24 protein-coding genes and 1 tRNA gene are annotated in these 25,101 nt (G+C 54.1%); 12 read left to right on the forward strand and 13 right to left on the reverse strand.

All coding sequences use genetic code 11. From position 1 onward, the window contains the following. Window positions 1-7: 7 nt before the first annotated feature. Both Z948_RS0116525 and iscR read right to left on the reverse strand, forming a co-directional pair. On the reverse strand, window positions 8-1,105 hold the full coding sequence (locus Z948_RS0116525) for a cysteine desulfurase family protein (RefSeq protein WP_081784074.1): 1,098 nt from the start codon (window positions 1,103-1,105) through the stop codon (window positions 8-10). A 31-nt stretch (window positions 1,106-1,136) separates the two neighbouring features. Next, window positions 1,137-1,595 (reverse strand): Fe-S cluster assembly transcriptional regulator IscR, encoded by a 459-nt coding sequence (gene iscR, locus Z948_RS0116530; RefSeq protein WP_025060659.1) that lies wholly within the window; start codon window positions 1,593-1,595, stop codon window positions 1,137-1,139. A 171-nt stretch (window positions 1,596-1,766) separates the two neighbouring features. On the opposite strand from iscR, the gene Z948_RS0116535 reads away from it, so the two are divergent. The 4 genes from Z948_RS0116535 (at window position 1,767) to Z948_RS0116550 (ending at window position 4,629) form a co-directional block, all read left to right on the forward strand. Beyond that, window positions 1,767-2,420, forward strand: coding sequence for an alpha/beta hydrolase (locus Z948_RS0116535; protein WP_025060660.1), 654 nt, complete (start codon window positions 1,767-1,769; stop codon window positions 2,418-2,420). Continuing rightward, window positions 2,420-2,656 (forward strand): hypothetical protein, encoded by a 237-nt coding sequence (locus Z948_RS0116540; protein WP_025060661.1) that lies wholly within the window; start codon window positions 2,420-2,422, stop codon window positions 2,654-2,656. Before Z948_RS0116535 ends, Z948_RS0116540 begins: the two co-directional genes overlap by 1 nt. 83 nt (window positions 2,657-2,739) lie before the next feature. Next, on the forward strand, window positions 2,740-3,330 hold the full coding sequence (locus tag Z948_RS0116545) for an HD domain-containing protein (protein WP_025060662.1): 591 nt from the start codon (window positions 2,740-2,742) through the stop codon (window positions 3,328-3,330). An 84-nt stretch (window positions 3,331-3,414) separates the two neighbouring features. Further along, on the forward strand, window positions 3,415-4,629 hold the full coding sequence (locus Z948_RS0116550) for an NADP-dependent isocitrate dehydrogenase (protein ID WP_025060663.1): 1,215 nt from the start codon (window positions 3,415-3,417) through the stop codon (window positions 4,627-4,629). 43 nt (window positions 4,630-4,672) lie between these two features. On the opposite strand, the gene Z948_RS0116555 is transcribed toward Z948_RS0116550, so the two are convergent. Continuing rightward, window positions 4,673-5,479 carry a class II glutamine amidotransferase gene (locus Z948_RS0116555; protein WP_025060664.1) on the reverse strand — a complete coding sequence of 269 codons (807 nt, stop codon included), beginning with the start codon at window positions 5,477-5,479 and terminating at the stop codon, window positions 4,673-4,675. Next, entirely contained in the window at window positions 5,480-5,686 is a 207-nt protein-coding gene (locus tag Z948_RS0116560) for a DUF6356 family protein (RefSeq protein ID WP_025060665.1), read from the reverse strand. It abuts the gene before it with no gap. Between the two features lie 115 nt (window positions 5,687-5,801). On the opposite strand from Z948_RS0116560, the gene Z948_RS0116565 reads away from it, so the two are divergent. From Z948_RS0116565 to typA, 3 genes are all read left to right on the forward strand, one after another. After that, window positions 5,802-6,260: an Lrp/AsnC family transcriptional regulator gene (locus Z948_RS0116565; protein WP_025060666.1), complete on the forward strand. Its 459-nt coding sequence runs from the start codon at window positions 5,802-5,804 to the stop codon at window positions 6,258-6,260. Window positions 6,261-6,271: 11 nt separating this feature from the next. Further along, complete coding sequence (locus tag Z948_RS0116570; protein ID WP_025060667.1) at window positions 6,272-6,604, forward strand: DMT family transporter; 333 nt, start codon at window positions 6,272-6,274, stop codon at window positions 6,602-6,604. A gap of 103 nt (window positions 6,605-6,707) precedes the next feature. After that, complete coding sequence (gene typA, locus Z948_RS0116575; RefSeq protein ID WP_025060668.1) at window positions 6,708-8,525, forward strand: translational GTPase TypA; 1,818 nt, start codon at window positions 6,708-6,710, stop codon at window positions 8,523-8,525. 61 nt (window positions 8,526-8,586) lie between these two features. On the opposite strand, the gene Z948_RS0116580 is transcribed toward typA, so the two are convergent. The 3 genes from Z948_RS0116580 to recA all read right to left on the reverse strand — a co-directional run bounded on the left by Z948_RS0116580 (window position 8,587) and on the right by recA (window position 12,745). Then, window positions 8,587-8,874, reverse strand: a complete 288-nt coding sequence (locus tag Z948_RS0116580) for a DUF1330 domain-containing protein (protein ID WP_025060669.1) — start codon at window positions 8,872-8,874, stop codon at window positions 8,587-8,589. Between the two features lie 4 nt (window positions 8,875-8,878). Then, complete coding sequence (alaS, locus tag Z948_RS0116585) at window positions 8,879-11,533, reverse strand: alanine--tRNA ligase (RefSeq protein ID WP_025060670.1); 2,655 nt, start codon at window positions 11,531-11,533, stop codon at window positions 8,879-8,881. Window positions 11,534-11,674: 141 nt separating this feature from the next. Next, on the reverse strand, window positions 11,675-12,745 hold the full coding sequence (gene recA, locus Z948_RS0116590; protein WP_025060671.1) for a recombinase RecA: 1,071 nt from the start codon (window positions 12,743-12,745) through the stop codon (window positions 11,675-11,677). A gap of 201 nt (window positions 12,746-12,946) precedes the next feature. Here recA and Z948_RS0116595 point away from each other — a divergent pair, with 201 nt between their 5' ends. Further along, window positions 12,947-13,546 (forward strand): hypothetical protein, encoded by a 600-nt coding sequence (locus Z948_RS0116595; RefSeq protein WP_025060672.1) that lies wholly within the window; start codon window positions 12,947-12,949, stop codon window positions 13,544-13,546. Here the strand turns inward: Z948_RS0116595 and Z948_RS0116600 are convergent. The 3 genes from Z948_RS0116600 to guaB all read right to left on the reverse strand — a co-directional run bounded on the left by Z948_RS0116600 (window position 13,543) and on the right by guaB (window position 18,602). After that, window positions 13,543-15,852: an ATP-binding protein gene (locus Z948_RS0116600; protein WP_025060673.1), complete on the reverse strand. Its 2,310-nt coding sequence runs from the start codon at window positions 15,850-15,852 to the stop codon at window positions 13,543-13,545. The two genes, Z948_RS0116595 and Z948_RS0116600, sit on opposite strands and share 4 nt — an antisense overlap. Before the next feature lie 134 nt (window positions 15,853-15,986). Next, complete coding sequence (locus Z948_RS0116605) at window positions 15,987-17,150, reverse strand: RsmB/NOP family class I SAM-dependent RNA methyltransferase (RefSeq protein WP_025060674.1); 1,164 nt, start codon at window positions 17,148-17,150, stop codon at window positions 15,987-15,989. Window positions 17,151-17,153: 3 nt separating this feature from the next. Next, window positions 17,154-18,602 carry an IMP dehydrogenase gene (gene guaB, locus Z948_RS0116610; protein ID WP_025060675.1) on the reverse strand — a complete coding sequence of 483 codons (1,449 nt, stop codon included), beginning with the start codon at window positions 18,600-18,602 and terminating at the stop codon, window positions 17,154-17,156. Between the two features lie 135 nt (window positions 18,603-18,737). Here guaB and speB point away from each other — a divergent pair, with 135 nt between their 5' ends. From speB to Z948_RS0116630, 4 genes are all read left to right on the forward strand, one after another. Then, window positions 18,738-19,697, forward strand: a complete 960-nt coding sequence (gene speB / locus Z948_RS0116615; RefSeq protein WP_025060676.1) for an agmatinase — start codon at window positions 18,738-18,740, stop codon at window positions 19,695-19,697. A 109-nt stretch (window positions 19,698-19,806) separates the two neighbouring features. After that, a complete protein-coding gene (locus tag Z948_RS0116620; protein WP_025060677.1) occupies window positions 19,807-21,849 on the forward strand; it encodes an ASKHA domain-containing protein in 2,043 nt (680 codons plus the stop codon). 119 nt (window positions 21,850-21,968) lie between these two features. Continuing rightward, window positions 21,969-22,042 (forward strand) — tRNA-Gly (locus Z948_RS0116625). A 169-nt stretch (window positions 22,043-22,211) separates the two neighbouring features. Beyond that, window positions 22,212-22,859, forward strand: coding sequence for a hypothetical protein (locus tag Z948_RS0116630; RefSeq protein WP_025060678.1), 648 nt, complete (start codon window positions 22,212-22,214; stop codon window positions 22,857-22,859). Here the strand turns inward: Z948_RS0116630 and Z948_RS0116635 are convergent. From Z948_RS0116635 to Z948_RS0116645, 3 genes are read right to left on the reverse strand one after another with little or no spacing between them, the layout of a single operon-like run. Then, on the reverse strand, window positions 22,856-23,917 hold the full coding sequence (locus Z948_RS0116635; protein ID WP_025060679.1) for a phage portal family protein: 1,062 nt from the start codon (window positions 23,915-23,917) through the stop codon (window positions 22,856-22,858). The two genes, Z948_RS0116630 and Z948_RS0116635, sit on opposite strands and share 4 nt — an antisense overlap. Further along, the gene (locus Z948_RS0116640) at window positions 23,904-24,485 is read right to left on the reverse strand and encodes a hypothetical protein (RefSeq protein ID WP_025060680.1); all 582 of its coding nucleotides are present in this window, start codon (window positions 24,483-24,485) and stop codon (window positions 23,904-23,906) included. Before Z948_RS0116640 ends, Z948_RS0116635 begins: the two co-directional genes overlap by 14 nt. After that, window positions 24,486-25,100, reverse strand: coding sequence for an HK97 family phage prohead protease (locus Z948_RS0116645; protein WP_025060681.1), 615 nt, complete (start codon window positions 25,098-25,100; stop codon window positions 24,486-24,488). Window position 25,101 lies beyond the last annotated feature (1 nt).

Consider the following 25,101-nt stretch of genomic DNA (forward strand, 5'->3'; position numbering starts at 1 on the left):
TCTGGCATTACGCCGCTCGCATCTGATGTTTCTCGAATTTTGCTGCCCAAGCCTCGGCAAAGCGCAACACATCGTTTTCTGTTGTCTCAAGGCCAATCGACACGCGAATTGCGCAGGCGGCCTCGGTTTCGTCATATCCCATGGCCTGCAATACCTTGCTGGCCTTTACTTTGCCGCTAGAACAAGCCGATCCAGCGGAAACCGCAAATCCAGCCAGATCCATTTGCATCACTTGCGTTTCGCCCTTCCATCCTGGCGTTACGAAACAGGATGTGTTCGGCAGGCGCTGAACACCTTTCCCGACAAAAATAGTCTGTTGAGCAGCAGCTTCAATAGCCTTTTCTAGAATGTTTCTAATTTCTGCAACATCATTCCACTTCCCCGCAGTTACATCCGCGCCAGCGGCCGCCGCAGCGGCCCCGAAACCGGCAATTCCGATCAGGTTTTCAGTGCCTGAACGGCGGTTCATTTCTTGCCCGCCGCCACGCAACATGGGGATCGGGTCTTCGGCGGTGAAGTTGATCAAGGCCCCAACACCCTTTGGGCCACCGATCTTATGGGCGGATAGGATCGCATAAGAGGGCGTGATGTCTTCGTATTGCACCGGTGCCTTCCCAGCCAACTGCGTTATGTCACAAATCGTCGAGTACCCTTCGCCGCTGCCAGCAACACAGGCATTATCCCGTAAAACACCTGTTTCACTATTGGCCGCTGAAATCGCAACCAGCCCTGCCTGCACCAGCCCCGCTTCGCTGCTTTGAGGTTCGCCAGCGCGGTTATGAAGACACGGCAGCGCAAGCTCACTCCAATCCCCCAGACAATCATGTTCTGTGGGGAGCGCCGCAAAAACACCGCCATGGCGGGATTTCTGTGCAACAGCCAGCGCTGCCGCCTCTGTGGCACTGGAGGTAAAGATCACCTGCTGCGGCTTGCAACCAACCAGCTCGGCCACCTGTGCGCGGCCCCGTTCAATAATCATCTTGGCCGCCCGCCCTTCGGCATGGACCGAAGACGGGTTTCCGATGACATCCATTGCATCCATCATCGCGCGACGTGCCTCGGCGCGCAGCGGTGTGGTTGCATTATGATCCAAATAGGTTCGCATCAGGAGGCTTCTTTAATTCCGCAATCAGAGGTTATTCATCAACAACGTCAAAGAGGTGTGGCACAGCAGGACAAGGTGACATTTGGTTTTCCACCACATCCGACAGACGCGTTTGATGTAGGAAAACATAGACATTCGCACTAAGCCCCTGCCAAAGGCGATTTGTCAGGGATTGCGCGCGGCTACCCGATGCGCCGCCAGATGCACCTGCCCCTTTGTGCATCGCATCAACGGTTTCATCTACAGCGCCCAGAATATCAACAACCCGAATATCCGATGCAGGACGCGCAAGGCGATACCCGCCGCCCGGCCCCCGCACTGACGAGACCAGCTCGGCCCGGCGCAGTTTGACAAACAGCTGCTCTAGATAGGGCAGAGAAATCTGCTGCCGATCCGCGATATCCCCCAGAGAAACAAGCGCATCTGCAGGTTGCAGGGCGATATCAGCCAACGCGACCATCGCATAGCGGCCTTTTGTCGATAATTTCATCGCTATTCCTCCACCAGATCAGGCTTTTGTTTGACGCAGGCCTCCATAATGCCTACATCCCTGAGATGCACCCGATAAAACGGGAAACCAATATTAGAACCGTTCTAAGGTAGCCGAGTGAATTCGTCAAGAATGTCATCCATCCCTTTGAACCCGTAAGAGAGTACTTGCATGCCCGAGGTCATTTTTCCTGGACCCGATGGTCGCCTAGAGGGCCGTTACCACCCCCAAAAAGAACGCGACGCACCGATTGCTATCGTATTGCACCCACACCCGCAATTTGGCGGCACGATGAACCATAAGGTTGTCTATAACCTGCACTATGCGTTCTACAACATGGGCTTTACCGTTCTGCGGTTTAACTTTCGCGGTGTTGGTCGCAGCCAAGGCGAGTATGATCAAGGCGTTGGCGAATTGTCTGATGCAGCCTCGGCGCTGGATTACCTGCAATCCATGAACAACAACTCCAAACACTGCTGGGTTGCCGGCTTTTCGTTTGGGGCATGGATTGGCATGCAGCTGCTGATGCGCCGCCCCGAGATCACGGGCTTTATCTCGGTCGCGCCACCGGCAAACATGTATGACTTTAGCTTCCTTGCGCCCTGCCCTGCATCTGGTCTGGTGATCAACGGGACAGGTGACCGCGTGGCGCCGCCTGCGGATACCGTGAATTTGGTCAACAAATTGCACGAGCAAAAGGGTATCACCATCACCCACCAAGAAGTTGAAGGCGCTGGCCACTTCTTTGAAGAGCCCCATATGGACACGTTGATCGATTCAACAACCCAATATGTGCGTCGTCGCCTGACGGAAAACACCCGCTAATGGCTGACGAAGCCGTCACAAAAATGGCCAATAAACTGGCCGAAGAGTGCCTCGCCGTTCAAAAAGAGACCGGCGAGGACCGCTTGTTCATGGAAGTTGGGGAGGTACTGGGTGCATCTTCGCAAACGCTGGAAGAAGCTTTTCTTACCGCGATCCGAACACGTATGGCGGAGCAAAAAGGCCGCCAGTTTTTGGCGAGCAAGCTGAAAAAGCACCGCGCAGACCAAAGCAGCTAAATATCCTGGATCGCTGACCAAACCTAGCGATCTGAGGTCTCCCATCCTGCCTCTTACAGAGCCACAATAGGATCCGAGAGAACATGACCAAACGGCTTGAACAACAGATCGCATTTCTAAACGAAGCGGACCGATTGAAATCAGTCATGCGCGCGACTGAACTGTGCGACAACTCCCGTTATGAAAACTCGGCCGAGCACAGCTGGCACCTGACCCTTTATGCCCTTGTGCTGGCAGATCAGGCTGGCCCAGACGTGGACCTGAACCGCGTCATCAAAATGCTGATCCTCCACGACCTTGTAGAGATCGACGCCGGAGATAACCCAATTTTTGGCGATCACGACACAAAGGCCATGGAAGCCCAAGAGCAATTGGCAGCAGACCGGATCTTTGGGCTTTTGCCAGACGATCTAAACCACAGTTTGCGCGAAATCTGGGAGGAGTTTGAAGCCGCTCAAACCCCAACAGCCCAATTCGCCAAGTCCCTTGATCGTTTTCAACCTCCTATGCAAAATCTGCAATCAGGGGGCGGTAGCTGGGTTGATTTTGATGTTACAGAGCAAATGATCGCGGATCGTGTTGGCAGCAAAATCTCGATTGGTGCCCCTGCCCTTTGGGAATTTGCACGAAACAAGATATCTGCCTTCTTTGCAGAGCACATGAGCAAGAAATAACTGTATACCATTGTATACTTTCTTTTCACTTAACTCTTTCTGGGTTAAAACCGCCCAAACACCTCTGATGTCAAAGGAACCCATATGACCAAGATCAAGGTAGAAAACCCGATTGTCGAACTTGATGGCGATGAAATGACCCGCATCATTTGGGATTTCATCAAGAAAAAGCTGATCCTGCCCTATCTGGATGTCGATCTGAAGTATTACGACCTCGGGATCGAGGCGCGTGATGAAACCAACGACCAGATCACCATTGATTCTGCCGAGGCGATCAAAAAATACGGTGTCGGCGTCAAATGTGCGACCATTACACCGGATGAGGCCCGTGTTGAGGAATTCGGCCTCAAGAAGATGTGGCGCTCGCCCAATGGGACCATCCGTAACATTCTGGGCGGCGTGATTTTCCGCCAGCCCATTATCTGCAAAAACGTGCCACGCCTTGTTCCGGGATGGACCAAGCCGATCGTCGTTGGCCGCCATGCCTTTGGTGACCAATACCGCGCGACCGATTTCAAATTCCCGGGCGCTGGTAAGCTGTCGATCAAATTTGTTGGTGAAGACGGCACCGAGATCGAAGAAGAAGTGTTTGATGCGCCAGATTCAGGTGTGGTTATGGCGATGTATAACCTCGACAAATCCATCATCGATTTCGCGCGCGCCTCGCTGAACTATGGTTTGAACATGGGCTGGCCTGTATACCTCAGCACCAAAAACACCATTCTAAAACAATATGATGGCCGCTTTCTTGAGCTGTTCCAGCACATCTATGAGACCGAATTTGAAGACAAGTTCAAAGAGCTGGGCATCACCTATCAACACCGCCTGATCGACGATATGGTTGCTTGCGCCATGAAATGGAACGGCGGCTATGTTTGGGCTTGTAAAAACTATGATGGCGATGTTCAGTCCGACACTGTTGCCCAAGGGTTTGGCTCGCTCGGTCTGATGACGTCGATCCTGATGACGCCAGATGGTAAAACGGTAGAAGCCGAAGCCGCCCACGGCACGGTAACCCGTCACTACCGCCAGCACCAAAGAGGTGAAGAGACGTCGACCAACTCGATCGCGTCGATCTATGCATGGACAGGCGCCCTAAAGCACCGCGGCAAACTTGATGAAAACGCGGCCTTGACGAAATTCGCCGAAACCTTGGAAAAGGTCGTCATTGATACGGTTGAAAGTGGCCATATGACCAAAGACCTTGCGCTGTTGGTTGGGCCAGACCAAGGCTGGCTCACCACCATGGGCTTTTTGGAGAAGGTTGACGAAAACCTGAACAAAGCCCTCAAAGGATAATCGAAATAAGATAAAGGGCCGCTGATGATGCGGCCCTTTTCCGTTAGACCACCTGTTGGAGTTTGGGATGATGACGATGGGGATCAAACGATGTGATCTCGCATGAACGCCCCTCAAACCGACAAAAACTGCCCTTTGGGACTTCGATCCAATTCCCGTGATCCAAATCATAGGGCTCTGAGACAACAGCCCAGCCCTGCCATGCATCAGACCATTGGTAAAACAGCGATGGGGCAAGGTGATCGGAGGCGTAGCGAACGGCATATAGAACCTCACCATCCGAGAATGCCGCAGCACAGCGCATATGGGGGCCGTGGCCGTGAAGGTTTGACAGGCGTTCAAGCTGCGCAATCGCTTGTTCCAGCGCCTCTTTGGGGGCGACATCCAACCCCAACCCGCAAGCAATCAGAAACAAGGCTTCGCTGTCGGTGGCACCCTTTCGGCACAGGTAATGCGCGTCGGATATGAGGTGCTCCGCTTGGCGCCGGAAACCTTCAAACCCGCCAATTTGGCCATTGTGCATGAAGGACCAATTCCCTTGCACAAACGGGTGGCAATTGTTTCGGCTGGTCGCTGTGCCGGTTGAGGCGCGCACATGGGCGAGAAACAAGGGTGATCGCACCTGCTCGGCAATACTGCGCAGATTGGGGTCGGACCACGCGGGATAGACATCGCGGTACAATCCTGGCTCGGGCCTCTGGTCATACCATGCCACGCCAAACCCGTCCGCGTTAATGGCTGTTTTACACTTTGCAGCCTCGCGGGATTGCTGGATCAAGGAATGTTCTGGCGCCGCCAGTATTTCAGATACAAAAAGCGGCGCCCCCTGCCACGCGGCCCAACGGCACATCTATTGGCCTCGGTTGTGGGTTTTAGCATAAAGATCGGCGATGATCCCGCTGGCGGTCTTTTCAAACAAGCACGGGATGAACGCGTGAACCAACGCGGCACCTCCTGCCAAAAACAGTTTGCCAGAGAATTTGCCAGCAAAAAACATATGCTCAAAGAAGGTCTCATCCACTTTTGCGGGATGGTCGAGGAAGATGCGATTGATCATATGGGCTCCGGTAGGGTTTGATTTTCCCCACCCTAGGCACCTCATGAGCAACTATTATCCCAATTTGAACGAATAGCGGATTGATGTTGGGACAAATTCCCACGATATTCATCAAATGAGTGATATTGACACGATAGACCGTAAAATACTGAACGCTTTGCAACGCGACGCTGCATTGTCGCTTGATGCTTTGGGCGCGCAAATTGGTCTTTCACGGAACGCATGCTGGCGCCGTATCCGCGTGATGGAAGACGCAGGCATCATCACAAAACGCATTGCCCTTGTTGATCCGATCAAGGTCGGGCTTGGCCTGACGGTGTTCATGCAGATCAAAACCAACGCGCATGCACCTGACTGGCTGCGCAAGTTCTCAAGCGCCACAAAAGCCATGCCCGAAATTCAAGGCGTCTACCGGATGAGCGGCGATCTGGATTATCTGATCCGTGCAAGGGTGGCTGACATGGCGGGATATGACAAACTTTATCAACGCCTTATTGCGCTTGTCCCCTTGTCAGATGTCTCTGCGAGCTTTGTAATGGAAGAGATCAAAGAATCCACCGAACTCCCCCTGTGAAAGGTGCCTTCATGCCGGTTTATCTAACACTCGCCCTTGCCGTGCTGGCCGAGACAATTGGCACAACGGCGCTACAGGCCAGCCAGCAATTCACGCGGGTTGGGCCATCGATCCTTGTTGTTGTGGCCTATGCGGTTTCCTTTTACCTTCTGTCGATCACACTGCGGGCCATGCCTGTCGGCATTGTCTATGCATTATGGAGCGGGTTGGGCATTATCCTGATTGCTTGCATTGGGTGGGTTGTTTTTGGTCAAAAACTGGACTTGGCGGCCATTGTAGGTCTGGCGATGATCATTGGCGGGATTGCCGTAATCCATCTATTTTCGGCATCCTCAACACATTAATCGACCAGAAACCGCCAATAGCCAATTCTTAGGGGTTTTTCGCTGGCCTTTAGGGCCATTGCACGTTAGAGCGCGCTCAACTCCCTGAGACAAGGTATTCCAAATGGATCTGCGCAACATCGCAATTATTGCACACGTTGACCACGGCAAGACGACGCTGGTTGACGAACTACTGAAACAATCCGGCACTTATCGTGAAAACCAGGCGACAACAGAACGCGCCATGGATAGCAACGATCTAGAGCGCGAACGCGGCATCACCATCTTTGCCAAGCCAACTTCGGTTGAGTGGAAAGGCACACGGATCAACATCGTTGATACACCGGGCCACGCTGACTTTGGCGGCGAAGTTGAACGCATCCTGTCCATGGTTGACGGTGTTGTTCTGCTGGTGGACGCGGCCGAAGGCCCGATGCCACAGACAAAATTTGTGACCTCCAAGGCGCTAAAACTGGGCCTGCGTCCGATTGTTGTGATTAACAAGGTCGACAAGCCTGACGGCGAACCAGATCGCGCGCTGGATGAATGTTTTGACCTTTTCGCCAGCCTTGATGCAACGGACGAGCAGCTGGACTTCCCGTCCATGTACGCCTCTGGCCGCGCGGGCTGGGCCGACATGACGTTGGACGGCGATCGCAAAAACCTAGACGCATTGTTTGAGCTGATCCTTGACCACGTCCCTGCCCCAAAGCAGATCGAAGAAGCAGACAAGCCCTTCACCATGCTGGCAACAACATTGGGCGGTGACCCGTTCCTTGGCCGTCTTCTGACGGGCCGTGTTGAATCTGGTACGTTGAAAGCGGGCCAAACCATCAAAGCCATGTCGCGTGATGGCGAGCTGATCGAAAACTTCCGCTGCACCAAAATCCTCGCCTTCCGCGGGTTGGAGCAGACAGCCATCGACATGGCCGAAGCAGGTGACATTGTGTCGATCGCAGGCATGACCAAAGCAACGGTTGCCGATACGCTGGCGGATCAATCCGTTAACGAAGCGATCCCCGCACAGCCGATTGACCCGCCAACAATCACCGTGACCTTTGGCATCAACGACAGCCCACTGGCTGGCCGCGATGGTAAAAAGGTTCAGTCCCGCGTGATCCGCGAACGTCTGCTGAAAGAAGCGGAATCAAACGTTGCGATCAAAATCACCGACACACCTGGTGGTGATGCGTTTGAAGTTGCCGGTCGCGGCGAACTTCAGATGGGTGTTCTGATCGAAAACATGCGCCGCGAAGGGTTCGAACTGTCGATCTCCCGCCCGCAGGTTCTGTTCCAAGAAATCGACGGCGTTCGCCATGAACCGATCGAAGAAGCCACCATTGACGTGGATGACGAATACTCGGGCGCCGTTATCGAAAAGCTAACCGGTGTTCGCAAAGGTGAACTGGTCGAGATGAAGCCAGCTGGTGCAGGCAAAACCCGCATCGTGGCACATGTGCCTTCTCGTGGCCTGATCGGCTATCACGGTGAATTCCTGACCGACACACGCGGTACAGGCGTGATCAACCGCGTATTCCACGAATGGGCACCGCACAAAGGCAAGATCCCTGGCCGTCGCGCTGGTGTTCTGATCTCGATGGAAAACGGGACATCCGTTGCCTTCGCCCTTTGGAACCTCGAAGAGCGCGGCAAAATGATGATCGGCGCACAGGCTGACGTTTACACAGGTATGATTATTGGCGAACACAGCCGTGAAAACGATCTGGAAGTGAACCCGCTGAAAGGTAAGAAACTGACCAACGTTCGCGCCTCTGGTACGGATGAAGCGGTTCGTTTGACCACGCCAATGACGCTGAGCCTTGAAGAAGCGATTGCCTATATCGATGACGATGAGCTGGTTGAAGTTACGCCAAACGCGGTTCGTCTGCGCAAACGCTACCTTGACCCGCATGAGCGCAAGCGCATGTCAAAGTCTGCATAAATACGAAAAAAGGCGCTCCGGATCGGGGCGCCTTTTTTAATTCTGAGATTGTTAGAGCGGTTTATTCGCTGGTTTCGACAATCATCAATTCACGGTCGGATGCGCCTCGGGCGTGTTCTAATGCTGCCTGATAGGTATCAGAGTGATAGCAGCGTTCAGCTGTTTCAACATCAGGGAAACGCGCCACAACATTACGCGGACGTTCTTTCCCCTCTAGCTGAACAAACCGCCCCCCGCGGGCGATAAACTCGCCCCCGTGTTCGGCAATCGCGACAGTCGCGCCAGCGGCGTATTTCTTATACGCCTCTTCATCCGTTACAGTTACATGTGCGATCCAAAGTGCTGGCATTGCTTTATCCTTCCAAAACAGTTTTGGCCGCCGCAATCGCTGCGTCAGCATTTTCAGCAGAGGCACCGCCCCCTTGCGCCATATCAGGGCGGCCACCGCCCCCCTTGCCGCCCAGCTCGGCCACGGCAGCGCGTAGAATATCAACGGCCGATAGATCTCCTTTGAGGTCATCGGTCACACCCGCCGCAACAGCCGCCTTGCCGCCCGTATCCGCGATCAGCAGAACGGCACCAGATCCAAGGCGGGTTTTATGCTCATCCACCAGTGCTGGCAGATCTTTACCCGTAACGCCGGACAAAACCTGCGCATGGAATGAAATGCCGTTGACCTCTTGGGCCTCTGGCGCGTTTGTACCGCCTGACATCGCCAATTCGCGGCGCAGCTGGGCAACCTCATTCGCAAGGCTGCGGCGTTCATCCATCAACGCGCGGACACGCTCAGGAACGGCAGCTGCTGGTGCTTTCAGCTCCAACGCGGTTTGGGCAAGCAGCTGATCTTGGGCGCGCAGGTGCGCCATTGCGGCCTCACCGGTCAAGGCTTCGATCCGGCGCACGCCCGCACTGCTGGCGCTATCGCCCAGCAGAACAAAGGCACCAATGTCGCCTGTGCGTTCAACATGTGTGCCGCCGCAAAGCTCCAGTGAATAGGTGTCCTTTTCGATCCCTTTGCCTGAACCGTCCTGTTGACCCATGGAGACAACACGAACCTCGTCACCGTATTTCTCACCAAACAAGGCTTGCGCACCCAGTGCGCGTGCATCATCGGGAGTCATGATCCGTGTTTCCACTGGGCTGTTCTGGCGGATATATTGGTTCACCTCGGTTTCGACCTTGGCCATTTCCTCGGCGCTGACTGCTTCATTATGGCTAAAGTCAAAACGCAACCGATCCTGTGCGTTCAGCGATCCACGCTGGGCAACATGATCGCCCAAGGCATGGCGCAACGCCTCGTGCAGCAAATGGGTCGCCGAGTGGTTTGCCCGAATGGCCGTGCGGCGCGCATGATCCACCTCAAGAACAGCGGCTTGAGCATTGGAAACGCTTCCTTTTTCCACTGTCGCTATGTGGATAAAGACGCCAGCCGCTTTTCTGGTGTCTGTCACACGGATCGTAGCGCTATCGGTTTTGATTACGCCCGTGTCCCCCAATTGGCCGCCGCTTTCTGCGTAAAACGGTGTCTGGTTGAGCGCGATCTGAACCTCTTGGCCTTCACCGACCTCGTCCACCGCTTTGCCACCTTGGACCAGCGCAACAATTTTGCCTTCAGCACTTTCGGTATCATAGCCAAGGAAATCTGTGACGCCGTTTTTATCAGCCACGTCAAACCAGATCGCGGCATCCGCCGCTTCACCCGATCCCGACCACGCCGCACGCGCCTTGGCTTTCTGCTCGGCCATGGCTGCATCAAAACCGTCTGTGTCAACGGCACGGCCCTTTTCGCGCAGGGCGTCTTGGGTCAGATCCAGCGGGAAACCAAATGTATCATAAAGCTTGAACGCCGCAGCACCCGGCAGGTCAGCCCCCTCTGGTAGTTGGATCAGCTCATCATCAAGCAGCTTCAAACCGCGATCCAGCGTTTGGCGGAAACGGGTTTCTTCCTGAAGCAACGTCTGTTCAATCATCGATTGCGCCTGCCCCAATTCGGGATAGGCCTGCCCCATCTGGGTAACCAAGGCCGGCACCAAACGGTGCATCAACGGATCCTGAACACCCAACAGATGGGCATGGCGCATCGCGCGGCGCATGATGCGGCGCAAAACATAGCCGCGGCCATCGTTGCTGGGCATCACACCATCAGCCATCAGGAACGAGGTCGAGCGCAGGTGGTCTGCGATGACACGGTGGTGCGTTTTGCCCGGTCCGTCAGGATCGCTGCTGGTCGCATTGGCGGATGCCTCGATCAGGCTGCGCATCAAATCGGTGGAGTAGTTATCGTTTGTGCCCTGCAACAGCGCAGCAACACGTTCGATCCCCATGCCCGTATCGATCGACTTGTTGGGCAGGTCTTGGCGGGTGCCGTCTTCGAACTGCTCGTATTGCATAAATACGAGGTTCCAGATTTCTACAAAACGGTCGCCGTCTTCTTCAGGAGAGCCAGGAGGTCCGCCCCAGATGTGATCGCCGTGGTCATAGAAAATCTCGGTGCATGGGCCACAGGGCCCTGTTGGTCCGGCGGACCAAAAATTGTCATCCGTGGCGATGCGAATAATGCGGTCATCGCTAAGGCCTGCGTGTTTCTTCCAGATTTCAACGGCTTCGTCATCGGTATGATAAACCGTGACCAACAGGCGGGATTCATCGATGCCCAACCCTTTGGTCAGCAGATCCCATGCCAAAGGAATGGCGTCTTCTTTGAAATAGTCGCCAAAGCTGAAGTTCCCCAGCATTTCGAAAAATGTATGGTGGCGCGCGGTATATCCGACGTTGTCCAGATCGTTATGCTTGCCTCCTGCGCGAACACATTTCTGGGCTGTCGTTGCACGGCTATAATCGCGTGTCTCAACACCGGTAAACAGGTTCTTAAACTGAACCATGCCTGCTGCTGTAAACATCAAGGTCGGATCGTTTCGCGGCACCAGCGGGCTGGACGGAACGATTGCGTGGCCGTTGTCTCCAAAATAATTCAGGAAAGTTGAGCGGATTTCGTTAAGCGTTTGCATGATGTCCGTCCTTTAGCACGCGAAAATGTCCACCTGAAATAACCACGCCACGGCGTGCTGTCCACAGGGGGGATCGCAAAAAAGGGTGCATGCGAATTAGCATACACCCTTTAGGATCATTTTCTTCAAATGAGAGGCGAATTAACCGTCCAAAATATCCGGATCATCCATATCTTCAGAGCCATCAAAATCTAACCCATGCGCGGCACGGATCTTGTCCTCGATATCGATCGCCATGGCTTCGTGTTCGCGCAAATAATTCTTGGCGTTTTCACGTCCCTGACCAATCCGTTCATCCCCATAAGAGAACCAGCTACCGGATTTATCAACAATCCCCGCCTTTACCCCCATGTCCAGCAGCTCACCCATCTTCGAGATGCCTTCACCGTACATGATGTCAAACTCAACCTGTTTGAACGGCGCCGCGACTTTGTTCTTTACGATTTTGACGCGCGTCTGGTTGCCAACGACCTCATCGCGATCCTTGAGCGAGCCGATGCGGCGAATGTCCAACCGTACCGATGAATAGAACTTGAGCGCGTTGCCACCCGTTGTCGTTTCGGGCGAGCCGAACATGACGCCGATTTTCATGCGAATTTGGTTGATGAAAATCACCATACAATTCGAACGAGAGATCGAGCCCGTCAATTTGCGCATGGCTTTACTCATCAAACGCGCCTGAACGCCAACAGAACTATCGCCCATCTCACCTTCAAGTTCGGATTTTGGGGTCAGCGCGGCAACCGAGTCGACGATGACCATGTTCACCGCGCCGGAGCGCACCAATGTATCCGTGATTTCCAAGGCTTGTTCGCCCGTATCAGGCTGGGAGATCAGCAATTCATCAATATCCACACCCAACTTGCGCGCGTATTGCGGGTCCAGCGCATGTTCTGCATCGACAAATGCACAAACACCGCCTGCTTTTTGCTGTTCAGCAACACAGTGCAAGGTCAGGGTTGTTTTACCCGAAGATTCTGGGCCGTAAATTTCAATGATCCGCCCCATCGGCAAACCACCAATACCCAAAGCGATGTCCAACCCCAAGGAACCGGTCGAAGATGCCTTGATGTCCTGAATAGCGTCGTCCGAGCCGAGCTTCATAATAGAGCCCTTGCCAAACTGCCGTTCAATCTGCGCCAAAGCACTATCTAGCGCTTTTTGTTTGTCTGCCGATTTCTTATCCATATTCAAAAGATCTGCCGTTGCCATTTGCGTTCATCCTTTACTGTCACAGGGAGGCGGTGGCGGCAATCGCCCTCGTCTATATGTTTGCATGTTCCGTTAATGTTCTTATGGGTACAAAAGCGGAACATTTCAATCAATTTTTTCCTATCCTAACTTTGTTCGGGATTGGTTAAGATTTTACTTATGATATAGAGAACAGGACGATCAATTGGGAGATCAGACTAAATGCTTGTTTTCTTTAAGGAACGCCTTGCGTTTCTATCGATGCCAAAAACAGGAACTACGGCGTATCAAACTGTCTTGGCCCCGCGCGCTGATTTAGTCATTACCAATCCGCCGTCCCTGAAACATGCTCCGGTTTATCGGTATAATAGATTCATTCGGCCCATGTTTTTTAACGTTTGCAACGCGGAAATGGAGCTTTTGGCCGTCATGCGGGAACCAATTAGCTGGCTAAGCAGCTGGTATCGGTATCGGCAGCGCCCTTCAATGAAGGGCAATCCCTCCAGTACATTTGATGTTACTTTTGATGAGTTTGTTTTGGCTTACATGAAAGGCAAACGTCCCCCCTTCGCCGAAGTCGGAAGTCAGTTAAAGTTTCTTGAACGGCAACCCAATGGGACAGGCATTACCCACCTGTTTGCATACGAAAATCAGGAACGGCTTCAGCGGTTTCTTGAGGAACGGTTGTCTGTCAAACTGGATTTACCTCAACAAAACGTTTCCCCGCAAATTCCGGTAAACCTCTCACCCGACGTTGAACAACGGTTTCGCAAGAAGTTTGCCGAGGATTTTGCTCTCTATGATTCAATCCCCAAGGCTTAATGAAGTTGTCTGTTAACCGTATCTGTCAGGTCATTCAGTGAGAAAGGCTTGGGTAAGAAGACCGAATTTGGAATTTTCTTTTGTGCTTCCCCCAAACTGTCCTCAGCATACCCAGACACAAATACCACACGAACGTCTGGACGTTTCTCCAATGCCTCACGCACCCAACTAGGCCCGTCCTTTCCTGGCATAACAACATCCGTAACAAACACATCAATCTTCAGGCTTGTATCTTCTAGCGTTTCCAAAGCCACCTCAGCATTTTCAGCCTCAAGCACAGTAAACCCTCTTAGTCGCAATGCTCGGCTGGCAAAGGCGCGCACTGGCGCCTCGTCTTCGACGAGCAAGATGACACCACCCTCAGAGATTTTACGCGCTTCTTTCGGGAGTTGAACATCAACATCATTCGACAGTTGTTTGGGCTGCTCTAAAACAGGGAAAAAGAGCATAAAGCAGGTCCCTTCTCCTTCTTTACTATCAACAAAGATATAGCCGCCCGTTTGTTTAATGATCCCGTAAGCGGTGGAGAGGCCAAGGCCTGTGCCTTCACCAGTGCGTTTTGTTGTGAAAAAGGGTTCAAAAACTTTTTGAAGCTTATCAGATGGAATTCCTATACCTTCATCGCACACTTTGATCGTTACATATTCTCCTGCTGGAACGGTAACCTGATCACGGTGCATCGGTTTGGAAAGCGTGATGCATTCGGTTAGAACCTGTATTTCACCGCCAGCGGGCATTGCGTCTCTTGCGTTGACGACGAGATTCATAAGAACCTGTTCTAGCTGCCTTTTATCCGCTCTGATCGGTTTCAGGACCGGGTCATGGCATAGAGAAAGCGTGACCTTTTCTCCAACCAAGCGGTTCAGGAGGTGTGTCAAATCGGACAGGGTATCGCGCATATCCAGCGTTTCCGGCTGGAGGGTCTGTTTGCGCGAAAACGCGAGCAATTGACCAACAAGAGCAGCCGCTCGATTTGCGTTTTGGTTGATCTGCACAAGATCGCCGTAATCACTATCTCCTTGGTCATGCCGAAGCAGGAGAAGATCGCAATGCCCTGAAATAGCCGTTAACAGGTTGTTAAAATCATGCGCAACCCCGCCAGCCAACTGGCCAATCGCCTGCATTTTTTGGCTTTGGACAAATTGAGCTTCAAGGGATTTCAGTTCGGTTGCGTCATGAAGTACTGCGATCAACGCAGCCTCCCCGTCCTCTTCGATCCGGTTGAGCGTCACCTGAACAAAAGCCTCTTTATCTGCTCGGGTCAGGCGCAAAAACTCGGATTTCTGAACCAGCCGGCCCGCCAACGTATCTTCTAGCCAACCAGAAATTGAACGTCCCAACCCTTCCATCAAAGCCGAAAGGTGAGCGCCCTCGGCCAAGACGACACCAATCAATGATGATGCCCGTTTGTTAAACGCCAGAACGGTTCCATCCGGTGCAATTTTAACCATCGGGATGGGCATGTCCTGAAACACCTGCCAATCAGGGCGTTGCGCGGGTGTTCCTACATCTGGTGGGGGGAGCATATAGAGCGCAGTTCGCCCTGCCCCAGCTTCGGTTTGGGCAATTAACGCGGGCTGGTTCCCTGACGTTGTTGACACCTGCATGACCGTTCCCGGAACCACGATCTGTTCGGCAAAAACATTATCCAACGATTTACAGCGCACACCAATAAATTGCCGCGCAGCATGGTTCATAGATAGAATTGCCCCACCCCGACCGATCATCATCATCGGCAAAATCCGATTATCTGATGGATGGCTGCCAGCCGCTTGGGAATTAAGAGTGTCAATCCGCCATGCAAACCCGTAGGGGCCAATCGCATGTACAGCCAATGTTAATTGACCACTGCTGGTGACGATTTCCTCTCTGGCCGAACCTGCTGTTTCGGCACGGGATTGAAGGCGGAACAAAATGGCCCCGGGGTTCACAATACGCTCTGAAAGGGCTGCGGCCATGGTGTTTCCAACCATTCTCGGACCGTATTCTTTTTCGGCAGCCTCATTCAAAAATGAAATCTCACCATCAACCGCGGTAATAAAGCTGGGCGCGCTATCGTTCGAGATAAAATGAGCGATGGATTTTTGATTTTGATCCCGGGAAATTCGATAGCCAGAGCGCATCACAACAAGCACCAGAACAACAATCATCATGCTGGCAGAGGCGATGATCGCAACCTCCCTAAACACGCCTGCCAAAGTAAACCACGACGCCGATCCTATAAGTACAGCCAAACCAGCCAATGCAAACAGCCGCCCTAGCGCAACATTCATCAAGCGTTGAGACAGCGAGACGCCGATACTCATTTATTCTTTATCCCTTCCAACAGCGATCGAACTAAGCGTTCGAATCCTGCCGCCAATTTCGCGTGTAAGGGTTAATCTGTGATTAACCCAAACGGAAAGCTCAGCAACCTTCCCGCTTAGGTTGATCTTGAAGGTTATTTTTGTCTGGTCAAGTGCGCAGTGTAAAAACCGTCTCCATTCTCGCTCACCGAAAATGTTTTTTCCCAAACACAACCCCAGCCCTCATGGCGCGCCAAAAAGGCATCCACACGGGCTTTGTTTTCTTCGGGTAGGATCGAACAGGTCGCATAGGCCAATGTTCCCCCCTCCGACACAAGGCGGCAGGCCTCATCCAGAATGCTATCTTGAACGGCCATCGTTTGCGCCAGCTGTTCTGAGGTCAAACGCCATTTCGCCTCTGGCGCGCGGCGCCAAGAACCACTGCCTGTACAAGGGGCGTCGACCAAAACCAAATCATATGGTCCTTGATCCGCCAAATCACCTGTCCCGAGCTGGGTGATCTCAACGCCTGCGCGCGCCTCCCTAAGAGGAAGGTCCCGCATGCGCGAAGGATCGATATCATGGGCAAAGACCCGAATATCTCCGCGCGCCGCCAGAGCAAGGGATTTACCGCCCCCGCCTGCGCAGTAATCCAAAGCGCGTTTTGCCTCTGGCAAAGCGTCAACCACAGCCTGACTGCTGGCATCCTGCAGCTCGACATAGCCTTCCAAATAGGCGGGTGCGTTTCGAATTTTACGAGGGCCTTCCAGTACTGTAAGTGCGTTTGGACTCAGGGGGTTCTGCTCAACCACAACGCCAGCTTGCGCCAACATCTCAATCGCGTCGCCAAGGGTTGCCTTTGCGGTATTCACCCGCAAAATGACCGGCGCACGGCTTTGCAACCGCTTTGCTGTTTCAGCCGCCTCATCCCCCAAGCCCTCTTGAAAGAGCGCCACCAACCAATCCGGCAGGTTCCACGCCTCGCTTTCGGGCATGTCCCCTGAAGGCGCCTCAAGCTCATAGTCCATCAAAGGAGCAGGTGCGTGACCTTCGCCCGTGAACAAGCCCGCAGGGTCAACACCTTCATGGCGCAGCAGACCAATCATCAGGCCGCGCCCCGTAGAGGCGCGCCCTAGCCATGCTGCCGTGCGCTGGATCCGCAAGACGTCAAAAACGTAATCGCGGATGGCGGCGCGGTCTTTGGAGCCCGCAAAACGGTTGTTGCGCCCCCAACGGGTCAACACTTGTTCAGCGGGCAAACCGTCCCCCACCATATCGAGAATCTCGATGGCCGCAGCCACCCGTGCGGCTGGTGTCATGGTTTATCCGATCCGGTAGTTGGGGCTTTCGCGGGTGATCTGCACGTCATGCACATGGCTTTCTTTCAGACCCGCGCCAGTGATTTTCACAAAGGAACAGTTCTTGCGCATTTCGTCCACAGTGGCACAGCCAGTATAGCCCATAGCGGCGCGAAGACCGCCTACCATCTGGTGCACAACAGTTGACGCGCTCCCCTTATAGGCCACCTGCCCCTCGATCCCTTCAGGCACCAATTTGTCGCTGGCCGCGTCTTTTTGGAAATAGCGATCAGCTGATCCGCTGGCCATGGCGCCAAGGCTGCCCATACCGCGATAGCTTTTAAAGCTACGGCCTTGATACAGAATAACTTCTCCGGGGCTTTCATCAGTGCCTGCGATCATCGAGCCAACCATGGCACAGGATGCACCAGCAGCAATCGCCTTGGCAAAGTCGCCCGAGAACTTGATGCCGCCATCCGCAATAACAGGCGTGTCATCAGCGGCTTTGGCGCAATCCATAATTGCCGTCAGCTGAGGAACGCCAACACCCGCAACCATACGCGTTGTACAGATAGAGCCTGGTCCAATGCCGACCTTCACAGCGTCAGCGCCTGCGCCGATCAGCGCGCGGGTTGCCTCGCCCGTGGCCACGTTACCCGCTACAACCTGCACTTCGTTGCTCAGCTTTTTGGCGCGTTCAACCGCGATGGCGACCCCTTCGGAGTGCCCATGCGCGGTGTCGATCACGATCATATCCACACCCGCATCGACCAGAGCCTGAGAGCGTTCAAAGCCAGCATCACCTGTTGTCGTCGCCGCAGCGACACGCAAACGACCCAGTTCATCTTTACACGCCGTTGGGTTCAGGACTGCTTGCTCAGTGTCTTTGAGCGTCAAAAGCCCTGTCAAAACGCCGTTACCATCGGTCACGAGCAGCTTTTCGATCCGGCGCGCCTTCATCAGGCTGATCGCCTCCTCGCGGTCTGCGGGCTCTTGTAGGATTGCCAGATTGTCGTTGGTCATCATCAGATGAACAGGTGTATCGTCAGCATGGGCAAAACGCATATCGCGGTTGGTCACAATACCCACAACGCGGCCTGTGTCATCAACAACGGGGAAACCTGTCACGCGGTAGCGCTCTTGCAGGGCCTTGGCGTCTGCCAGCGTTTGATCTGCGCGCAGCGTGATCGGGTTATAGACGATCCCGCTCTCAAAGCGCTTTACGCGGCGAATTTCGCGCGCTTGCTCTTCGATGGTCAGGTTGCGGTGAACAACCCCCATACCGCCAGCCTGTGCCATGGCAATGGCCATGCGGGCTTCGGTGACTGTATCCATCGCCGAGCTGAGCAACGGGATGTTCAGAGAAATAGATTTTGTGACATGAGTACGGGTATCTGCGGTGCTGGGCAGAACCGATGACGCGGCCGGAACCAGCAGCACATCATCAAACGTCAGGGCCTCACGAATCTCCATAGCAACCTCCAAGGGTAATGGCTTCATTTGGCGGTTTGCTATTTCACGGATATGGCCAATTGAAAAGGGCTGATCACATGATCGCTTGCATTCATTTCTCCCCTGTCCAAAGCTGGGGCCAAATAGGAGAGCGAAATGACAAAACACGGATACGAAAGCGGCAGGTTGGACCTTCCCTTTGTTGGCATATCAACCTTTGGCAAACGCCCCTATGAGGCTGACTGGGCAAAGCTGGATGCTGATGTCGCTATTTTAGGGGCTCCTTTTGATGCTGGGACCCAGTTTCGCTCTGGTGCGCGCTTTGGTCCGCGTGCCGTGCGCGAAGCCTCAACCCTGTTCAGCTTTGGCCATGCGGGGGCTTATGATCACGAAGACGATGCAACCTATTTGCCGGGTGATGTGAATATCGTCGATATGGGAGATGCCGACATCATCCATACCGATACCGAAGCCAGCCATGCCAATATCGAAAAAGGCGTACGTGCCGCCTTGGACGCCGCCGCCCTGCCCGTCATCATTGGCGGCGATCATTCGGTCAACATCCCCTGCATTCGCGCCTTTGATGGCCAAGGCGACATTCACATCCTGCAAATTGATGCGCATCTGGATTTCGTCGATGAGCGCCACGGCGTGCGCCATGGCCACGGCAACCCTATGCGCCGCGCGGCCGAGCATGACTATGTCACGGGCCTGACCCAAGTTGGCATTCGCAATGTGAGTTCAACCGCCAAAGAAGGATACGCAGACGCGCGCGCCATGGGGTCTGATATCATCAGCGTGCGCCAAGCCCGCAAAATGGGAACAGGCGGCGTCATGGCCCATATCCCTGAGGGCGCGCGTGTCTATGTGACTTTGGATATCGATGCCTTCTGCCCCTCTATCGCGGCGGGAACGGGCACGCCTTCGCATGGTGGGTTCCTCTATTATGAGGTGCTAGAGCTATTGCAAGCGGTGGCAGAGCGCCACGAAGTCGTCGGCATGGACCTAGTGGAGGTTGCCCCAGACTATGATCCTTCGGGTTCAACACAGATCTTGGCCGCCCAGATTTTGCTGAATTTCCTAGGCTTCATCTTTCACGCTCGGCGCAACACCTGAAACCATCCAACAGAAATGACGCCCTTGCACGCTTTTATGACGCAGGGTGGCCTTTCGCTTGGCGTCAGCTTGGCTATGTTGCCTGAAACGATACAGCAGGAACCCGATCATGAGCGATGACCCACTTGTAATCTTCACCCCCTCTGGCAAGCGGGGGCGGTTTCCTGTTGGCACACCTGTCCTAACGGCTGCACGGCAATTGGGCGTTGATCTGGACTCGGTCTGTGGGGGGCGCGGCATCTGCTCGAAATGTCAGATCACACCCAGCTATGGCGAGTTTTCCAAACACGGCGTCACCGTTGACTCCGATGCCCTGTCCGACTGGAACAAGGTTGAGGCGCGCTATGACGAAAAACGTGGGCTAAAGGAAGGCCGCCGTTTGGGCTGTCAGGCCACTGTGCTAAAAGACGTGGTCATCGACGTCCCTGCCGAAAGCCAAGTCCACAAACAGGTTGTGCGCAAACGCGCCGAGGTCCGCGACATCACGCTGAACCCCTCAACCAAACTGTTCTACGTTGAGGTGGCCGAGCCGGACATGCACGACCCCTCAGGCGATCTGGAACGTCTACAACAAGCCCTGCTAGAGCAGTGGGAACTGGAAGAAGTCACCGCCGATCTGCACATCCTACAGGTCATGCAGCCGATCCTGCGCAAAGGGGGCTGGAAAATCACTGTCGCTGTGCACCTTGGCGATGACGAAAACAAACCGCGCATCATGCACATCTGGCCTGGCTTTTATGATGGCACGATCTACGGCGTCGCTGTTGACCTTGGTTCAACCACGATCGCGGCGCATCTTTGTGACTTGCAAACTGGCGAAGTCGTCGCCTCCTCAGGCGTGATGAACCCGCAAATCCGTTTTGGCGAAGACCTGATGAGCCGTGTCAGCTATTCCATGATGAACGCCAAAGGCGCCGAAGAAATGACGCTGGCCGTACGTGAAGGCATGTGCGGGCTGTTCACGCAGCTGGCCTCCGAGGCGGAAATCGACAAACAGCTAATCGTTGACGCTGTGTTTGTGTGCAACCCTGTGATGCACCACTTGTTCCTTGGCATTGATCCTTTTGAGCTGGGTCAGGCGCCTTTTGCGCTCGCGACCTCCAATGCCATGCGCTTGCGTGGCCGTGACATGGACCTGAACATCCACGAATCCGCCCGTGTTTACATGCTGCCCTGTATCGCGGGCCACGTCGGCGCCGATGCCGCTGCGGTGGCTTTGTCAGAAAGCCCGCAAACTTCGGATGATCTGGTTTTGGTTGTTGATGTGGGCACAAATGCCGAGATCCTGCTGGGGAATAAGGAAAAAGTCCTCGCCTGCTCCTCTCCCACTGGTCCAGCGTTTGAAGGCGCGCAAATCAGTTCTGGCCAACGCGCCGCCCCCGGCGCGATTGAACGGGTCGAGATTGACCCAGCAACAAAGGTCGCTCGTTTCAAGGTTATTGGGTCTGACCTGTGGTCTGATGAGGACGGATTTGATGCGGCAATCGCACAGACTGGCGTCACGGGCATCTGCGGATCAGGGATCATCGAAATGGTGGCCGAGATGCGTATCCACGGCATCGTTGACGCCCCTGGTTTGATTGGAACCGCAGAGCAAACAGGCTCGCCCTCTGTCTTTGCCGATGGTCGGACCAATAGCTATCTGGTCTATGATGGCTCTGAAAATGGCGGGCCGAAAATCACCGTAACCAACCGCGATATCCGTGAAATCCAGATGGCCAAGGCCGCGCTATACTCGGGCGCGCGTCTGCTTATGGATAAATTCGGCGTTGATAGCGTGGACCGCGTTGTGCTGGCGGGTGCCTTTGGGGCGCATATCTCGACGAAACACGCGATGGTTTTGGGGATGATCCCCGATGCGCCACTGGACAAGGTGACCTCGGCTGGTAACGCTGCGGGCACAGGTGCACGGATTGCTTTGCTGAACCGCGAGGCGCGCTCGGAAATCGAAGAAACCGTGCGCCAGATCCACAAGATCGAAACCGCGATCGAGCCGCGCTTTCAAGAGCATTTCGTGAACGCCTCGGCCATGCCCAATGCGGTAGAGCCCTTCCCGATCCTGAATTCCATTGTCACCCTACCCACCCAAACCTTTAACACGGGCGGCGGCGATGGTGAGGGGCGCGGTGGTCGCCGTCGACGCCGCGGATAAATCAAACTGAAAGGCCGCGCGCATACCTTCTGCGCGGCCTTTCCTTTAACTTTGCCCGCCTTCTGCGCAAACCCTCTTGACCCTTGGGCCTACGCAGATTACCTCATCCGCACTGGCGCGCGGGTATGGTGAAAAGGTATCACGGCAGCTTCCCAAGCTTTAGTTACGAGTTCGATTCTCGTTACCCGCTCCAGAGCCCCCTTTAAGGTACTGTTATTAAGTTGTTTTTAACACCCTCCACATTCAACCCCTCAAACTACCCCGCATAGATTCTGTTACATGATGTGCTGCACTGTGACTGAAAATTATGGTGTCAATTCGCTTCACACCACCATATTCTGTTCCGCTAAGGGGGCCTCACCATGTTTTCATTCTTCAAAAAAAAGACCGAACCAAGTGGTGGCATTTTAGGGACATTTGACCTTTGGGAGTGGTGGCAAACCGCCTTCACTGAAAACGAAAGAGCGCGTATCTTAGAAAAGTACAGACCTTTTGGCGTGGATGCTCCTTCCCCGCTGACAGAGCTAACTACAAATGCACGCTCCCCACGAAGCCCGCTGTCTTCAATGGCTATGTGGTTTAACAATAGTGAGGACTTCAAACTTGCGTTAAAAATTATGGAGAAAGCCGAGACATATCCAACGGCCAACCTAAACATCGAAGATATTCATTTTGGATGCCAAGAACGCATAAAGTTTTACTATCGATGGCGAGACGAGCATGATGGTGCGCTATCGAAAGCAATCGAAGCTTGCAAAGAGCAAGTAGCCCTTGCCCCTCAAACCGCTAGGATGTTTGCAACAGCGGAAAGATGGGGAGCAACAGAAGACCGTGAGGCTTGGATTCCAAGGCACTATGGTTACGATCAACTTGCTATAATTTATGAAAAGCAGGGCAAGTTTAAAGAGGCGATAGAACTGTGTGAAACAGGCCGCTCGCAAGGTTGGGCCAATGAGTTCGACAAGAGACTGGTTAGATTGCGCAAGAAGTTAAAAAAACAACAAGGCTAACCTTCCCAATCCACAAGCTGCATTGCCTTGTCAGCGTCCACGCCAGCTTCTTTGGCCAACGCCAGTGCTTGAATGATCCCTGTCAGCGCCCTCGCCCTGCCGCCAGCATCAAACGCTTGTAGGGGCCGCATAACGTCGATCTTAACGGGGCTGCCCAGCTTGGTTGCGGCTTCCTCTGCCAACAAGGCACAGATTGGCTGCAAGGTCCATTGTGCAAGGTGGCGTTGCGCCTCTCTAACCATTGGCCCAGTTGTTGCGGCATTGGTTAGACCGGGCAGAACCCCAAAGGCGTGATTGATCGCATCCCTAGCGCTTTCCAGCGTTTGCAGTGACATGGTTTTTTGCATGTCGGGCGATACGTCAGACGCTTTCCAATCCTGTGACGGTGCTGGCCCACCAGCCGCAGTGACTTGAACAGATTCACGCAATAGAACCCGCCCCCGTTTGCCACGGAACCCACGCGCCAGCGTATCCATGTCAGTGTCAGCAGCTTCGGGAAATGGCACAATTTGCGACCCAAGCGGCATAGCGTCATAGGCTTGACCCAACGCCGTTTCCAGCGTTGCCAGCATGTCACCCGTTAGGCTTGCTCGGCGTAATGGTGCAGAGCCAAAGTAAGGCTGGCCCAGATCGGCCCCCGTCACGATATGCAACACCTCACCTGCAAGAGCAGTTACCGCCTGCCCGCCCCCTGTATCTGGCAAGGTCAATTGATAAGCGCGGGGTTTGCCGTTGCGTGTCGAGATTACCCAATCAGATGCAGGCACCAGCCCGCCTTCGGTTATCAGCGCAACAAACTCACCACGCAAGGCCAGAGAACGCCCAAGCAATGCCATTGTGCGGCGGTCTAGCATGTCGGCACCATCAACGTCAGCAAGCGCCATAGCGCCTTCCCAAAGGCTAATCGCGCCTTGCACTGTAGCAGTTAATTCGGCAATGCCCGTTTGCCCTGTGATCCAGCTAGATCGCGCTGCCATAATATCGGCGGTATAGCCCGCGCCTGTTAAGCTGCGTTGCTCTTCTTTGTCGGCTCGTTTGAACCAATCAAGAATTTTCATCGTTCACCCCCAAGCGGCGATATGGGCGCAGCAGATCAGCCGCGCCGGAATTGTGAATGGCTCTTGCCATGTGGTTAGGATCAAGCCGGATGTTTTCAGAAATTTGCCCAACGTCGATTGAGTAGGAACGCGCACCAGCAGGCGCAGCCGAGGTTGCTGCCATGTATTCAGCCAAACGGCGATAAGCCTCTAGAACCGCAGCGGGTGGCGCGTCAGTGCTGCCCACAGTTGCCGTGATCCTGTATTGGCATTTATGGGCAAGCAGCATTCCTGTAGGCGTTTTACGGTATGGCGATGCCACCCAATCTTCGGCTTCATAGTCCCATACCTCCCGCGCCATGCTCGATACAGGGCAAAGTGTTGGCGTCCAAACGGCACCAGCCCCGTTGCGATAGCCGCTACCATTCACCAGCCAAACCACTTGCCGTTCGGCCCAGCGATAGCGAATGAATGCCTCTATACGCTGCCACACCAAAGCAGGTTCAAGAGCCGCAGCAGCGGTTGATAGATCATCAGGCGGTGCCGGATATGCAGCAGGTTCGGCTTCATCAATATGCAAAAGCGACATTTACAGCCTCCACTTATTCAAGGGCTGTATAGGAACCGCCAACCCACTATCGGTCAGGTTCCAATTGCGTTCTTCAATTTCGGTTTCATGGTAGGCAGGTCGCGTGACAAAAGAGAGTTCGTAAAGCAGCGCTGCCCAGATGTTGCGAATGATCGCAGTGCCTTCGGTGGGGTCTTCATCCTCTACCGTTTCAGCATTTTTAACTGCGCGGGGCGGTGGAATGCGAAAGCCGGGGCTAATCCCTTGAACAAGGCCAGCGGCATAGGCGTTAAAGAAGTCTTGCGCCCAAGATGTTTGCTGCACCTCTTGCGTTATGATTGCTTCAAAAGTCAGCGCGTCTTCACTGTCTGTCAGGATCAGCGTTTTAGCTTTGCGGCTTGCAAGCGGCTTGTCATAAGAATGACCTAGCAGAATGTGAATGTCTTCGTCTGGGCGGTCTACGCGATAGGCGAACGCCTTTGGCCTGATTACTTCTTTGCGCGGACGCCCACCGTTGCGGCCCCCATCACTTAGGACGGCACGTCTGCCATAGGGGAACCGCCCGCTAAGACGGCGGGAACCATCGCCCGCCGCTCGCAGTTCAAGCCCAGCATCATCTGAAAAGCTGGTAAACATG

Source organism: Sulfitobacter donghicola DSW-25 = KCTC 12864 = JCM 14565 (assembly GCF_000622405.1).
Lineage (GTDB): Bacteria > Pseudomonadota > Alphaproteobacteria > Rhodobacterales > Rhodobacteraceae > Sulfitobacter > Sulfitobacter donghicola.

Coding starts and splice junctions, on each gene's coding strand:
- Z948_RS0116525 (WP_081784074.1), bottom strand. CDS start 1,105: ATGCGAACCTATTTGGATCATAATGCAACCACACCGCTGCGCGCCGAG.
- iscR (WP_025060659.1), bottom strand. CDS start 1,595: ATGAAATTATCGACAAAAGGCCGCTATGCGATGGTCGCGTTGGCTGAT.
- Z948_RS0116535 (WP_025060660.1), top strand. CDS start 1,767: ATGCCCGAGGTCATTTTTCCTGGACCCGATGGTCGCCTAGAGGGCCGT.
- Z948_RS0116540 (WP_025060661.1), top strand. CDS start 2,420: ATGGCTGACGAAGCCGTCACAAAAATGGCCAATAAACTGGCCGAAGAG.
- Z948_RS0116545 (WP_025060662.1), top strand. CDS start 2,740: ATGACCAAACGGCTTGAACAACAGATCGCATTTCTAAACGAAGCGGAC.
- Z948_RS0116550 (WP_025060663.1), top strand. CDS start 3,415: ATGACCAAGATCAAGGTAGAAAACCCGATTGTCGAACTTGATGGCGAT.
- Z948_RS0116555 (WP_025060664.1), bottom strand. CDS start 5,479: ATGTGCCGTTGGGCCGCGTGGCAGGGGGCGCCGCTTTTTGTATCTGAA.
- Z948_RS0116560 (WP_025060665.1), bottom strand. CDS start 5,686: ATGATCAATCGCATCTTCCTCGACCATCCCGCAAAAGTGGATGAGACC.
- Z948_RS0116565 (WP_025060666.1), top strand. CDS start 5,802: ATGAGTGATATTGACACGATAGACCGTAAAATACTGAACGCTTTGCAA.
- Z948_RS0116570 (WP_025060667.1), top strand. CDS start 6,272: ATGCCGGTTTATCTAACACTCGCCCTTGCCGTGCTGGCCGAGACAATT.
- typA (WP_025060668.1), top strand. CDS start 6,708: ATGGATCTGCGCAACATCGCAATTATTGCACACGTTGACCACGGCAAG.
- Z948_RS0116580 (WP_025060669.1), bottom strand. CDS start 8,874: ATGCCAGCACTTTGGATCGCACATGTAACTGTAACGGATGAAGAGGCG.
- alaS (WP_025060670.1), bottom strand. CDS start 11,533: ATGCAAACGCTTAACGAAATCCGCTCAACTTTCCTGAATTATTTTGGA.
- recA (WP_025060671.1), bottom strand. CDS start 12,745: ATGGCAACGGCAGATCTTTTGAATATGGATAAGAAATCGGCAGACAAA.
- Z948_RS0116595 (WP_025060672.1), top strand. CDS start 12,947: ATGCTTGTTTTCTTTAAGGAACGCCTTGCGTTTCTATCGATGCCAAAA.
- Z948_RS0116600 (WP_025060673.1), bottom strand. CDS start 15,852: ATGAGTATCGGCGTCTCGCTGTCTCAACGCTTGATGAATGTTGCGCTA.
- Z948_RS0116605 (WP_025060674.1), bottom strand. CDS start 17,150: ATGACACCAGCCGCACGGGTGGCTGCGGCCATCGAGATTCTCGATATG.
- guaB (WP_025060675.1), bottom strand. CDS start 18,602: ATGGAGATTCGTGAGGCCCTGACGTTTGATGATGTGCTGCTGGTTCCG.
- speB (WP_025060676.1), top strand. CDS start 18,738: ATGACAAAACACGGATACGAAAGCGGCAGGTTGGACCTTCCCTTTGTT.
- Z948_RS0116620 (WP_025060677.1), top strand. CDS start 19,807: ATGAGCGATGACCCACTTGTAATCTTCACCCCCTCTGGCAAGCGGGGG.
- Z948_RS0116630 (WP_025060678.1), top strand. CDS start 22,212: ATGTTTTCATTCTTCAAAAAAAAGACCGAACCAAGTGGTGGCATTTTA.
- Z948_RS0116635 (WP_025060679.1), bottom strand. CDS start 23,917: ATGAAAATTCTTGATTGGTTCAAACGAGCCGACAAAGAAGAGCAACGC.
- Z948_RS0116640 (WP_025060680.1), bottom strand. CDS start 24,485: ATGTCGCTTTTGCATATTGATGAAGCCGAACCTGCTGCATATCCGGCA.
- Z948_RS0116645 (WP_025060681.1), bottom strand. CDS start 25,100: ATGTTTACCAGCTTTTCAGATGATGCTGGGCTTGAACTGCGAGCGGCG.